The 14,010-nt window shown below is 30.4% G+C and carries 14 protein-coding genes and 1 tRNA gene; 7 read left to right on the top strand and 8 right to left on the bottom strand.

The window, feature by feature from the left end; all coding sequences use genetic code 11:
* Window positions 1–21: 21 nt before the first annotated feature.
* Window positions 22–642 (bottom strand): LysE/ArgO family amino acid transporter, encoded by a 621-nt coding sequence (locus ACWJJ2_RS14685; RefSeq protein ID WP_165412349.1) that lies wholly within the window; start codon window positions 640–642, stop codon window positions 22–24.
* 339 nt (window positions 643–981) lie between these two features.
* Here ACWJJ2_RS14685 and ACWJJ2_RS14680 point away from each other — a divergent pair.
* From ACWJJ2_RS14680 to ACWJJ2_RS14655, 6 genes are all read left to right on the top strand, one after another.
* Window positions 982–1,057: transfer RNA gene (locus ACWJJ2_RS14680), tRNA-Pro, on the top strand.
* 169 nt (window positions 1,058–1,226) lie between these two features.
* Window positions 1,227–2,573 carry a [Fe-Fe] hydrogenase large subunit C-terminal domain-containing protein gene (locus ACWJJ2_RS14675; protein ID WP_216303784.1) on the top strand — a complete coding sequence of 449 codons (1,347 nt, stop codon included), beginning with the start codon at window positions 1,227–1,229 and terminating at the stop codon, window positions 2,571–2,573.
* A gap of 86 nt (window positions 2,574–2,659) precedes the next feature.
* Window positions 2,660–3,184: a phosphatase PAP2 family protein gene (locus ACWJJ2_RS14670; RefSeq protein ID WP_165412351.1), complete on the top strand. Its 525-nt coding sequence runs from the start codon at window positions 2,660–2,662 to the stop codon at window positions 3,182–3,184.
* A 60-nt stretch (window positions 3,185–3,244) separates the two neighbouring features.
* Window positions 3,245–3,898: an HAD family hydrolase gene (locus ACWJJ2_RS14665; RefSeq protein WP_220286277.1), complete on the top strand. Its 654-nt coding sequence runs from the start codon at window positions 3,245–3,247 to the stop codon at window positions 3,896–3,898.
* Window positions 3,899–4,065: 167 nt separating this feature from the next.
* Entirely contained in the window at window positions 4,066–4,503 is a 438-nt protein-coding gene (locus ACWJJ2_RS14660; protein WP_220286276.1) for a hypothetical protein, read from the top strand.
* 149 nt (window positions 4,504–4,652) lie between these two features.
* Window positions 4,653–5,516, top strand: coding sequence for a hypothetical protein (locus tag ACWJJ2_RS14655; RefSeq protein WP_220286275.1), 864 nt, complete (start codon window positions 4,653–4,655; stop codon window positions 5,514–5,516).
* A gap of 47 nt (window positions 5,517–5,563) precedes the next feature.
* Here the strand turns inward: ACWJJ2_RS14655 and ACWJJ2_RS14650 are convergent, their stop codons facing one another.
* Complete coding sequence (locus tag ACWJJ2_RS14650; RefSeq protein ID WP_165412355.1) at window positions 5,564–7,120, bottom strand: ABC-F family ATP-binding cassette domain-containing protein; 1,557 nt, start codon at window positions 7,118–7,120, stop codon at window positions 5,564–5,566.
* A gap of 374 nt (window positions 7,121–7,494) precedes the next feature.
* On the opposite strand from ACWJJ2_RS14650, the gene ACWJJ2_RS14645 reads away from it, so the two are divergent.
* On the top strand, window positions 7,495–8,670 hold the full coding sequence (locus tag ACWJJ2_RS14645; RefSeq protein WP_216303780.1) for a class I SAM-dependent rRNA methyltransferase: 1,176 nt from the start codon (window positions 7,495–7,497) through the stop codon (window positions 8,668–8,670).
* A 161-nt stretch (window positions 8,671–8,831) separates the two neighbouring features.
* Here the strand turns inward: ACWJJ2_RS14645 and ACWJJ2_RS14640 are convergent, their stop codons facing one another.
* The 6 genes from ACWJJ2_RS14640 to ACWJJ2_RS14615 form a co-directional block, all read right to left on the bottom strand.
* Window positions 8,832–9,881, bottom strand: coding sequence for a TolB-like translocation protein (locus ACWJJ2_RS14640; RefSeq protein ID WP_462954346.1), 1,050 nt, complete (start codon window positions 9,879–9,881; stop codon window positions 8,832–8,834).
* A gap of 36 nt (window positions 9,882–9,917) precedes the next feature.
* Window positions 9,918–10,622 (bottom strand): 2-phosphosulfolactate phosphatase family protein, encoded by a 705-nt coding sequence (locus ACWJJ2_RS14635; protein ID WP_220286273.1) that lies wholly within the window; start codon window positions 10,620–10,622, stop codon window positions 9,918–9,920.
* 221 nt (window positions 10,623–10,843) lie between these two features.
* Window positions 10,844–11,371, bottom strand: coding sequence for a VanZ family protein (locus ACWJJ2_RS14630; protein WP_462953438.1), 528 nt, complete (start codon window positions 11,369–11,371; stop codon window positions 10,844–10,846).
* Window positions 11,372–11,398: 27 nt separating this feature from the next.
* Window positions 11,399–11,683, bottom strand: a complete 285-nt coding sequence (locus ACWJJ2_RS14625; protein ID WP_442781443.1) for a ClbS/DfsB family four-helix bundle protein — start codon at window positions 11,681–11,683, stop codon at window positions 11,399–11,401.
* A 119-nt stretch (window positions 11,684–11,802) separates the two neighbouring features.
* Entirely contained in the window at window positions 11,803–12,708 is a 906-nt protein-coding gene (locus ACWJJ2_RS14620; protein WP_216303776.1) for a PhzF family phenazine biosynthesis protein, read from the bottom strand.
* 60 nt (window positions 12,709–12,768) lie between these two features.
* Window positions 12,769–13,764, bottom strand: coding sequence for a CPBP family intramembrane glutamic endopeptidase (locus ACWJJ2_RS14615; protein ID WP_216303775.1), 996 nt, complete (start codon window positions 13,762–13,764; stop codon window positions 12,769–12,771).
* Window positions 13,765–14,010 lie beyond the last annotated feature (246 nt).

Here is a 14,010-nt window from a genome sequence, read left to right as displayed (position 1 = left end):
CTCTCTTCTTTTACACATTCCCTAAATAATTAATTTAACAAAAGAATATGCTAATTTAAATCCATATAATATTATGACTATACCACATACTAAGTTTATTATTTTAATAACTTTAATGTTAAACTTCCCTTTAAATAGCGAAATAATAGTTGCTAATGAGGTAAACCAAATGAAGGACGCTAAGCATACTCCTATAATAAAGTAGCTTGACATGTTTACTGGAAGTGAAGCTCTCATCCCACCCAATAATAAGGAACCATCAACTAGAGCCTGGGGATTTAGCCAGGTTACTGCAAAACATGTCCATACTATTTTTATAAATGATTTATTCACATCCACAGTTTCTCCCGATTCAACTTCTGGTACTTGTCTCACGAGACCTACTCCAATGTAGATTACTGCTACACTACCTAGTAAAAGAATAAGTATCTTTAAAAGTTTAAACCTTTCCATAAGCGCCCCTACACCTAAAAAGCATGAAAGCGCAAGTGATATATCAAAAAATATAGTAATAAATGCAACTTGATATGCCCTTAGTCTACTTTTGCGTATAGCCGTATTTATTACAAATATGTTTTGTGTACCAATGGGTGCTACGTATGCGAAACCTAATAGTAAGCCTTGTATTATATATTTATACATTCCGGTCCCCCTAACTCATATATATCCTTATCACTTAAAAATTACCTCTTTATCTGCACCTCTATTTATGTGAGATTATTAATTTTTATAGATTACAATTTGAACTTAATTGTAATCTATAAAAATTTTAAATGCAATAATGTTTTCAGAAAATTGTGGCAAGATCCAGTTATATAAAACAAAAATAAACTGTTGACATTTATGCATTTGTTTTATATAATAACTAGTGTTGTCAGCAAGTAGAATTTATAACTTACATATTTCATGTTTTATATTTTCAAAAATATTTACCAATTTTGTTGACATTTATGCATTTGTTTTGTATAATTAAGTTGTCTTCGGGGTGTAGCGCAGCTGGGAGCGCGCGTGGTTTGGGACCATGAGGTCGCAGGTTCAATCCCTGTCACCCCGACCAAAAAGAGTTGTCTAATGACAACTCTTTTTTTATTATAAATTTTTATTCGTTAGTATGTATAAAACTCGTCATTTTTGACAAAATAGATAATAGCCTACTATTTTATTATTTTTTGTAGATAATATGCTAAAGTCATTACATATCTAATAACAACTTAGGAGTGATTATTTTGAATAAAATGTATAATGAAATTTTTAAATCCCTAGCCAAATCCTATTATGAAGATAATTTTGAAAACAAAGTACAGGAATTACTGTCTAAGGATAATATTAATAAAACTGAGTTAAGCTCCGTAATTTCCTCACTTTGCGGAGTTGAAGTAGACTTTTCTCATAATTACATAGATGATTTAAATAAAGCTATCCTTTCTTATGAATCAAATTATAAAATTGTAAATAAAATCAAAGGCTGCACTATGGATTGTACAGATAAGCCTGGAAAGACAAAATGTCAAGCTTCCTGCCCTTTTGATGCCATATTAATAGATAATAAAAGTAATACTACTTATATTGACAATGATAAATGCACAGACTGTGGTTTTTGCGTAGAAGCATGTCCGAATGGTGCCTTAATGGACAAGGTAGAGTTTATTCCTCTTTTAAATTTATTAAGAGGAGATTCGAAAGTAATAGCAGCTGTAGCCCCTGCCATTACTGGTCAATTTGGAGAAAATGTTAATATAAATAATCTTAGAACCGCTTTTAAAAAAATGGGGTTTACAGATATGGTTGAAGTTGCTTTTTTTGCGGATATGCTTACATTGAAAGAATCCGTAGAATTTGATGAGCACATTAAAACAAAAGAAGATTTAATGATCACCTCCTGCTGTTGTCCTATGTGGGTAGGGATGGTAAAAAAGATTTACCACGATTTAGTGAAGTATGTATCTCCCTCTGTATCTCCTATGATTGCCTGCGGTAGAATTTTGAAGAAATTAAACCCTAACTGCAAAGTAGTCTTTATAGGTCCCTGCATTGCAAAAAAGGGTGAAGCTAAGGAAAAAGACCTTTTAGGTGATATTGATTTTGTTCTTACATTCTCAGAACTTAAGGATATTTTTGATATATTAAACATCGACCCAGAAAAACTTCCACAAGCTGTATCCAGTGAGTATGCTTCCAGAGGCGGCAGGCTTTACGCTAGGACAGGAGGAGTATCTATAGCAATTGGAGACGTTATAGAAAAATTATTTCCTGAAAAATATCATTTATTAAATGCTATTCAAGGAAACGGTGTAAAAGAATGTAAAAAACTACTTACTAAAGCTCAAAATGTAGAGGTTAATGCAAATTTTATAGAAGGTATGGGTTGTGTTGGTGGTTGTGTTGGAGGGCCTAAAGCTTTGATTGACGCAAGCTGCGGAAAACGTAGAGTGGATAAGTTTGCAGAAAGTTCAAAAATTAAAACTTCCTTAGATAGTGATTGTATGAACGAAATTCTAAGTAGAATTGGAATTAATACTGTTGATGATTTTAAAGATAAAAACAAAACCAAAATATTCAACAGAGAATTTTAGATAATATTTTGCAATATAAATGCAAATTAAAATATGGTATAATACTCAGTAATTAATATATTTTTTTGCATTCAAAGGGGGGTTTTATGAAAGGATTACTTGAATATATAAGCGATAAAGATATTAGCCTGCTTAGAATTATAAATAATTCTTGGAAGTGTAGGTTTTTAGATATTATAATGCCAATTATGACTTACTTAGGTTCTTTTTCTTTTATGTTTATATTCTGTACCCTTGCTTTTCTATTTAATAGTACTATTGTTCACACCATAGCTATTAAAGCTATGATTTCTATAACAATCAGCACTGGCATTGGTAAGATTCTCAAAGTAAGCGTTACTAGATTAAGACCTTTTATAACAGTTCCAAACTTGAACATAAAAAAAATAGGCATAGATAAATACTCCTTTCCGTCAGGTCATACTACTGGTGCATTTTCATTAGCTATAATAATAGCTTTATATTTCCCTATATTTGGGTTTATAACTATACCCATAGCTTGTTGTGTAGGAATTTCTAGAATTTACATAGGCGTTCATTATCCTACCGATGTTATTATGGGTATTTTTATCGGAAGTACTTGTTCTTTTCTTACTTACAGATTTTTTTAATTTTAAATCCTAGTATTTAATTACATTTCGACCTGTTATACTTATATAAGAGGTGATTAAATGCTAAAAAATATTAAAGCTGCAATTTTCGATTTAGACGGAACCCTAATAGACTCTATGTGGGTTTGGGATAGAATAGATAAAAATTATTTTAGAAGCAGAAATATAGATTTACCTAAAAATCTAAAAACCCAAATAGAGCACCTTAGCTTCAATGAGACTGCGGCATATTTTAAAAATAATTTCGGTATATTAGATACTATAGACGAAATTAAAAATGAATGGAACGATTATGCCCATGAGGAGTATCTTAATAATGTAAAACTAAAGCCCGGTGTAGTTGAGTTTTTATCTTTACTTAAAACCCTGAATATAAAAATCGGTCTCGCTACAAGTAATAGTAAATTTTTGTTAGAAGCTGCACTACATTCTAATAATATATACCATTATTTTGACTGCATAACTCTAACTGATGAAGTATCTCGCGGGAAAGACTTTCCCGATGTATATTTACTTGCCGCTGAAAAATTAGGCGTAATCCCAGAGGAATGCATTGTATTTGAAGATATACTTCCTGCAGTTAAAGGTGCAAAATCCGCCGGAATGAGAGTAGTCGGTGTCTATGATGATTTCTCCAAAGAACAAAGGGACGATATTGTTAATCATGCAGATATGTATATAATAGGATATAACGAGTTAACTACAGCGATTTAAGACTCATGTGTATACATGAGTTTTTTTGTGAATGTTTTTGTTTTCTATCGAATAGAATATACTAAGAATAAATATAACTATTTAACATATGCACAAACTTGCCGATTAAACTCTATCATATTAATATATCATTATCTAAAAGAAGTAATTTACAAGGAGAGATACTATTGCTCATTTTTCTTTTTTCTATTCTTTTGATATGCTTTGGTATTTATTGTTATATTATGGACCAAAAATTATCAACTCAAAAAACCCAGCTAAAGATTATCTCTAGGCAAAATAGAGAACTCAAATCAAAAATTGAAACTTCACGTTGTGCTGAGGGTCCTATTGTAATAAAATACAAACTACCTCTTTTTAAAAGCGGAACTATAAAAGAGAGTTGTAGTTTGTATTTAAGTCCTATTGAAATTTCACCTGTTCTATCTAATATAGTTAAAAGTACGACCGTAGAGATTCAAGATTCCGCTGATATTTTTGATATTTCATGGTATGAAGTATCTATAAACTCTCAGACCACCATTAATAATAAAGGATGGATAAAAAAAGATAACATAATTACCCTGGACGACACTGTTAGTCACCAAGAGGAGATTCCTACTTAAAAAACAAAAGGCATATATCCATAAAATATATGCCTTTTAAAATTAATCTTTATTTCCATCAGTAATTAGTTTTTTCATTTTCAGAATGCTAATTATGTTATAATTTATAAATCAAACTAACAATCTTGTTAGAACTAAAGGGGTTTAATATGAGAATAATATCTAAAAGCAACCTATGTACAAATAGACCATATATAAATTTAAAAAAACTTTCAATAAAAAGTTCATTGAGAGTTGGTGAAATTACTGAAGCTGGGTTTAAAAGTACTTATATAATAAATCAACATACACAAAGCTTATCTACTAATGAGAATTACATTCTACAATTTAGTAAAGGAATTCAGAAAATGACACTTGATACAGAGCTACTCCATGAACTCTTATTAGTTGAAGTTAATTATTCATCTAAAAGTAGTAATAAATCTGCTAAATTCAAGGTCTACCTTGTCTTAGATAATATAAAATATTCCTTACCATTTAGTTCATTTCAAGATATTTATGATAACTGTATGGATATCCTAGCTAGAGAACTTGATGGAAAAGAAGAATTAACTTACATAAAAGAAAGCTTTAACAATTTAGAAAATGATGAAATCTCAGTAGATATAGAGTTGAATTTAGAAAGATTACAAGAATTTAAAAATAAGGTAAACTACAAACGAAATATTTATTACTTTGTTATAAATAACATTGCTTCAACTACTTCAAAGTATGATATTAACACTAAACCTAAAGAGATACTAATAAGTGATACTTTAAAAGTTCTAAGATACAACCCTTCTACAAGGCTTTATATCATACTAGAACCTATTGATGAAACAACTAAAATAAAATTAAACGAAAGTGATATTATTTGTAACCTCGGTGAAATTGATTTTCCTACTGTTAGCATATGCACGGGTTATGGGCTTGGAAAATTATTAGATGTTAAAAATAATGTTATTCCAAATACTAATACATTATCATTATTTGCAAATATTCTAGACCTAGGATTAGAAGTTTTAAAAAAGTGATATATATAAAAAGAGCTAGAAATTATTCTAGCTCTTTTTGTTGTAAATTATACGATTTTAGTTGTCCATTCTTCACAGTTCCATACATCTGTTACTACGTCTTGATAGAATTCTGGTTCATGACAAACTATAAGTATACTTCCTGTATATTCTTTTAGAGCCCTCTTGAGCTCTTCTTTAGCATCTACATCTAAATGATTGGTAGGCTCATCTAAGATCAATATATTAGTTTCCCTGTTTAGGAGTTTCGCAAGTCTTACCTTTGCTTGCTCTCCACCACTAAGCACAGTAATTCTACTTTCAATATGCTTTGTAGTAAGTCCACACTTAGCAAGCGCAGATCTTACCTGACCCTGAGTGAAGCTAGGGAATTCTTGCCAAAATTCTTCAATACAATTATTTCGATTGACTCCCTTTATTTCTTGCTCATAGTATCCTATATATTGATAATCTCCTACGTTTGTATGCCCTGAAACAGCTTTTATATCACCCATAAGACTCTTCAACAATGTTGTTTTTCCAACACCATTAGCCCCAACTAAAGCAATCTTTTGTCCTCTTTCCATATATAAATTTAATGGTTTGGATAATGGACTATCATATCCAGTAACTAAATCCACAGTTTTAAATAATATCTTCCCTGAAGCTCTTGCAGATTTAAAATCAAATTGCGGCTTTGGTTTATCTTTTGTAATTTCCATTTTATCAATTTTATCTAATTTCTTTTGTCTTGATTTTGCCATACCACTTGTAGATGCCCTTGATTTATTTTTAGCAACAAAAATCTCTAGTTTGGTAATTTCTTTTTGTTGTCTTTCATAATCAGCTTCCATTTGCTTCTTTTTAGCATCATGAACTCTCAAAAATTCGTTATATGAACCTATATATCTAGTTAGTTTTTTATTTTCCACATGATATATTATATTAATTACGCCGTCTAGAAATTCAATATCATGAGATATTAAGATAAATGCATTTTCATAATTTTGAAGATATCTCTTAAGCCACTCTACATGCTGCTCATCCAAAAAGTTAGTAGGCTCATCCAGTAGTAGAACATCTGGAGCTTCTAATAAAAGTTTTGCAAGAAGAATTTTCGTCCTTTGTCCTCCGCTTAAATCTGCAACATCATTTTCAAGGCCAACATCTTTAAGTCCAATTCCTACAGCTACCTCATCTATCTTAGAATCAATACCATAAAATCCATTATTATCGAGCTGATCTTGTATTGTTCCCATTCTATCTAGTAACTTTTCTAGTTCCTCAGGTGATGCCTCGCCCATTTTTTCTGTTACACTAAGCATTTCATCTTCTAAGTCAAAAAGATATTTAAAAGCATCCCTTAAAACTTCTCTAATAGTTCTTCCCTTTTCCAAAACCGTATGCTGATCCATGTATCCCACTCTTACGCTACTTGACCATTCAACATCGCCCTCATCTGGCATAAGCGAACCTGTAATAATATTCATAAATGTTGATTTACCCTCTCCGTTAGCACCTATAAGTGCTATGTGCTCCCCTTTAAGTAATCTAAAAGATACATCTTCAAATATTACTCTATCACCAAATCCATGGCTCATATTTTTTACTACCAATCTACTCATTTGTATTTCTCCTTACTATAGTATGATTTTATATATTTATAATTTTAAAACTATTTCTAGTTATATATCTATTTGTTCTTAATAATTAGATGTTGTATATAGATTCCCATGCAAAGAAAATACGTCCAATTTTATCTAAATATGCTTAATTCGAGTGTGCATTGAAAAATGACACATATACTAGTGTAATTTATAATTGTCTTTATGTCAAAACAATTTTATGGATCTTATATTACAAATTAATTCAGTGTGGTATACTACTATAGATAAATAGCTTAATATTTTATTAAAGATTGTTTTAACTATAAAAAATATAAGAGACATAATAATTATAAATTGTTATGTCTCCTTAAATAACACAGGAGGAATTTAAAATGGCTTGCAAATTTTACTTATATAAAGGTAAAGGCAGAAATTCAGAAAATGGACACCTTTGGATATATGCAAATGAAATCGAAAACTTTGATGGTGAATATGAAAATGGAGATATAATTGAGGTGTACAATTTTAGACAGGAGTTTATAGGGAAAGGTTTCATAAATGACGTTTCTAAAATTGCCATAAGAATAATGACAAGAGATATTCACGAAGAAATAGATGAAGAGTTTTTCAGAAAAAAACTTGCCGCTGCATGGAAATATAGACAAACCGTTATAGATACTTCTAGCTGTAGATTCTTGTTTGGAGAAGCAGATTTTGTACCTGGAATGATTATAGATAAGTATGAAGACTATTATGTTATTCAATCTTTAGCACTAGGAATCGACAAATATAAAGATATAGTTGTTAAGTTACTAATGCAGGAATACAGTGCAAAGGGTGTCTATGAAAGAAGTGACGCTAGAGTTCGCGAGCTTGAAGGAATGGAGAAAACAACAGGATTCTTAACCGAACCCTTCGATACCGATATAGAAATTATTGAAAATGGAGTTAAGTATTATGTAGATATTGCAAATGGTCAAAAAACCGGATTTTTCCTAGATCAAAAGGAAAACAGAGCAGCTATCCACAGATTATGCAAAGATGCTGATGTTTTGGATTGTTTTACCCACACAGGTTCCTTTGCGCTTAATGCAGGTATAGCTGGGGCTAAAAGTGTACTTGGAGTAGATATTTCTGAATATGCAGTAGATTGTTGCAGAAAAAATGCAGAGCTTAACGGACTTTCAGGTACTGTTAAATTTGAATGCCATAATGCCTTTGATGTATTAAGAGAATGGTCAAGAGAAAAAAGACAATATGACGTAGTAATACTTGATCCCCCAGCCTTTTCAAAGTCACGTTCTACTATAGACGGCGCAACACGCGGATATAAGGAAATTAACCTACGTGGTATTAAATTGGTTAAACCGGGCGGATATTTTGTAACTTGCTCTTGCTCTCATTTTATGTACCCTGATATATTTAGAGATACAATAGCCGATGCAGCATTAGATGCTAAAAGAACACTTAGACAAGTTGAGTTTAGAACTCAAGCATCAGACCATCCAATACTATGGAATTCTGATGAATCCTACTACTTGAAATTCTACATATTCCAAGTAGTTTAAAAAAATAAGAGTTTGCCCTATGAACTTTCTCCTGCGTGGCTTGCAATATGAGCTTGAAACATGAAATTTCATTAAGAAATTCTAATCTTTTCTGCTCTTCTTATTGCAAAGCACCCTGGTGCAAGGCACCCTGGTGCAAGGTCACTATGGAGAAATCCATACTAATATTTAATATTCATATCAAAAATAAAACTTGAAACTTTAGGATTAAATATGTTTTTTAACTCTTTGGAATTTATATTATAACTAAATATAGCCGTTGGATAGCAGAGTATTTCACTTATCATTACTTCTTTGCTATTTTTAGGCACTCCAGTAAAATATACAAGGCTGTCATCTTTGGACATTTCTACTAAAGCAGGATATGCAATTTTACTTACAATTGAATTGTTATCATTCGCTAAAGTGCTATCTGTTAATATAGTAGTTAAATGCCCTGTATCTAAAGACAACTCATATATACCAACCCCAGGATTTTCATTTATATCAGAACCACCGATAAGAACCTTTTTATAATTAGAATTATATGAAAGCGAATCTACTAGTGAAGCTTTTATCGTAGCAATTTTGCTTAATTTATTTCCATTTGAATTTACTTTAAAAATAGTATGAATCAATGGTTTTAGTTGTCCTTCATTTTTTTTCCAACTATTTAATCTTAAGCTATTCGAACAGGTTGATATAAGCAAATTATTATGTTTAATGCTAAAAGTATCTACTTCTCTATCTGAATCAGTATTGTCAATTATGTCATATGATTTTGTTTCAATTTTTATTTTAGCAACCTTAACTATTCCATGAGGAGCATTTAAAAAAAATATTGAATTATCATCCGAAACTCTGGGATGAGCTTTTCCAGACTTATTATCTGTAACTTGGAAATTTTTATTATCCTTTAAATTATGCAAATAAATTTGCCAAGGATCATAATCATTTAAAGCATCTACATAGACTATTTTAGAACTATCCTTATATAAATCACCAGTAATACATACCTGTCTATCAGTTATAAGATATTTCTCAATTTTACTTTTAACATCCAACGATAATATACTACCTTTATTATCCATGGAAAAAGCAGATATAATTAGTTTATCTTGTGATGATTCACATGGCTCATTTTTTTTAGCAGTAATTTTATTGATTAGAATATATCCAACTAACATAACTACCAATAAACTAAAAATCACAATTTTATAACTATTTTTCACCAACCAATTGCCCCCTAAATTCTTGATAACATTTTCTTAAACTATAATCCCATCCTTATATTCTGGAACAATATCTATAATATCTTTTTTGCAACAGTATTCTAAATCTGCTTCTAATCCTAACTGTGTGATCCTTTTATAATGACTTGCATATTTTATAAAACCATGAATATCTTCATTATTCTTATAAATATAATGTGAAGTTACAGCAATATCCGAAAGTTCTACTTCTATTTCTTTTAACACACAATCAATTATGTACCCACTGCATAAAAAATCATCTATAGAAAATTCACCGTAAGTTCCAGCATTGACTATTACTACATCATTATTTAAAGATACTATTCTATTTGCAGTAGCCTTAGCATTAATCATTGCCCCTATTAAGATGTTGCTTGCACCCACGCAGCCTTTTATAGCTTTAGTACCATTAGTTGTAGTCATAACAAGAGTTTTGCCTTCTATAGTGTCTCTAGTGTATTCTAATGGAGAATTTGAATAGTGAAATCCTTCTATTTTCAATGCGTTCCTCTCTCCACCAAGCATAAACTCTTCTTTGCTATTTCTCACAATCTCAGCTGCCGCGTCAACTGTTAAAACAGGAATTACGCCTTTGCATCCGTTGTTCATCGCAGTAGTTATTACACTAGTTGCCCTAAGCATATCTATTACTACCACTGTTTTATTTGCTATTTTCTCTTTTTTTATATCATCCGCAGAAATTATTATATCTATTTTCATATGTTTTTCCTCCTCTAATAATTCTTTTTGTCTTATGTGTCGCTAATATAATTATAGTACATATTACTATTTTATATAACAGTTTAGGATTAAGTAACCGTATAAAGTTCATTTATGTGCGTTATAAATAAAAACGTCATAACTCTTTATTATTTGTGACATCTAATACGAACCCTACGTACTAAAGATTATACGCATAGTCTCCACAACGATAATCATTTTTATTTCTTTTGTCTTTGCTTGAATTTTGACAACCAAAACCATATTTCATACCCTATGAATGTTCCGACTGTATTCATTAGTACATCATCTAATTCCACAAAACGGCCAGTAAAAGTTTGGAGAAATTCGATCATTACTGAGAATGTGAGACCTATTAAAACTCCATAAATCCATTTATCCCTAAATTTTTTGAAAACAATCGCTGAAAAGAACCCAAAAGGGATAAATAGTATTATATTTAACAAAATTTCCGGAGATAATCCTTCTTCAAATAAGACAAAACTGAACTGTACATTTCCATCAGATATTGAGGTTGTTCCGAAATTACCACCGATAATACCAGTGATGTTCAAAATCACAAGAACTGTAAGAATCCATGCGAACTCGCATAACATGCCAAGTGGTTTAAATTCAAGCTTTCTTTTAACTAAGGATTTTATACCATTAAATACACAGAAAACAATTAATGCTATACGTATGGAATAATGAAATGCAAATATCCCATTTTGTAAATAAGTATGTAACATATTTATTTCTCCCTTCTTGATTACAGATTATATGAATAATCTTTTGTTCACCTTACATATTTTCCACTTTCGTATTTCTGTTCTGAAGGACTTGAACGGTGCAACAGTATTGATGTGAACCCATTTCCACATTGACCGATTATATGGAGTTGATGAGGACCACTTTCTTTCGCTTTGCTGAAATAATTCGACATCTGTATAACTGTTAATCATTTCAATAATTTGCTGTTCTGCCTTTATAAACATAGTGCATAACTCTTTGAGAGTATATCCCTTGTATTGTTTATAAAAACTTTCATATAACCCACCCAAATCATTCCATTTATAGTTCGGAGTTGGCGTGATAACAATATGTTAATCTCTATAAATATATCACTATTATTTCCCATTAAATTATATGCCTTGATAATCATAAGTAATATCTCAATAACTTAGATATTACTTACAATAAAATCACCTTTAATTATTACTTTACCTGTACCTCCAACTCTCACCATAATATCATCATTCTCTCTATAGGCATATATATCAATTGCGCACGGAACTTTTACTATATATCCCTGTTCAGCTTTTATTGATATACTTCTTCTATCAGTATAATGATTCTTTAACAAATACGCACCCACTGCTGCATTTCCAATGCCGCATGCCGCATCTTCAATCCCCTCTCTTGGACATATATTTCTTGTATGAATATTAAATGAGTCATCTTTAGTTTCAAAACAAAACACTTGCACCTCTCTTACACCAATAAAATTACATAGATCTTTTAATTGACTTATGTTCCTTTTAACATTCATTAATCCATCTAAAGATTTTATTGGTACAACTAAGTGGCCTAATCCAGTATTTATACATTGTAGTGGTAAATTATCCATTATGTCATCATCATTAATTCCTAAAACTTTAGCTATTTTATACTTTTCCTCAATAATTAGCCCAAATTCAACAGTTTCTTGTTTCAATTTAACAACCATGTCATTATACTGCTCTTCAATATTAACTTCTTTTATTCCATCTTTTGTCTTGATTAAATATTTTTCTTTTATTATTGGACTTAATTTTCCTGCTTTTTCAAGTGCAATAAATGCAGCTACCGTAGGGTGACCTGCAATTTTGACTTCATTATCTGGAGTAAAATATCTAATATCAAAATCTATTCCATCTTCATCACTTTCGGTAATATACACCGTTTCGACTAAATTAAGTTGACGAGCAATATTTTGCATAACATAATCTTCTAACCCACCTTGATGAATAAATACAGCTGCGGCATTCCCACCTCGTCCATTATATGTAAAGCTATTTATGACGCAAAATTTTTTTATTACATCCATTTATGTTTTACCCCCCTACTCTTAATCAACTTAATGTTTTAGAATACCTAGATTTAATCGTTATCCCTCACTCATCTTACCCTTATACTCTTTAGTAAATAGAAATGGTAGGAATACAATAGCACAAAATATTAAACCTAATACTAAATATTTTGCTGTTATTACTGTGTCATAGGCACTACTCTCATTAATAATCATACTATTATTAATTAAATGAATAATTATAACTGACCAAATGTTTCTAGTTTTCATATAGACAAACCCAAGGAAAATACCAAGAAGAATACAATAGAAAATATGAGATATTACACAGTAAATAGGGGTTGATGGGCTATATAACATAAAGCAAAGTGGTAAATGCCATATTCCCCATATAAATCCTAATATAATAACGCCAAGTTTTTTACCAAATAAAACTTGAAGTTTTGGCTGTAAGTATTCTCTCCATCCCAGTTCTTCTCCAAAAAATATTATAAAAGATGAAACAACACCAATTGGTACAATAATAGTAAGTAAAGCAATACGCATCATAGTCTTTTTTAGTATTTCAGATAAATTACCATCAACAAGTCCACCAAACATAACTATAATTAATTTAAGTACAATATACAATAAACCTAATAGTATAACAGTCTTGAAGTTCTTTTTAAAAACCATACTAATTTTTTCAAAACGATTATCTTTGTTAATCATTATTATAGTAAAAGCAAATATACTAGCTATAATTACTAGTGTATTTATAACAATTGATACATGTCCCGGAAAAGCAAAAACTCCAACAACTAAAATAATGATACATAAAACACTAAAAATAATATAGAACGTAAAGAAATCCATCAATCCCTTAGAAATACTATTTTTTTCATAATAAATTCTTATCCCAATAGCCGCTAACGCAGGATAAAGCATCTGTACTATAGCAAATGCTTGGACACCACTCGCATCAATATGTTTATAAACAAAAAACATTATTAGACCCATACCAAATGTAATTGAAAAAGTAGCTAATAAGAATGCTAATATTTCATTTTTAATTTTAGTCAAATTTGTGTCCATAAAATCTCCCCCTTCAATAAACTATTTTTAAATAATTAGCTTTTATTCCCACCAAACTGCTACAAACATTATACCACTATTTACCATAGCAAAAAAAAGAAAACTTCAGTGGAGTATAAATCTCCTTCTGAAGTCTTTATATGATAATTTAATCTTTCTTTTAAAACTTATAATTACAGCGCTTTTGCTCTTTTTGAGATAAGCTCTTTTTTCTTAGAAAATGCTAACGAAAGTATATATTACGCA

The organism is Clostridium sp. CM039, from assembly GCF_055081075.1.
Note: the sequence above shows the minus strand (reverse complement) of the source record. Positions and strands in the feature narration are given on the sequence as shown.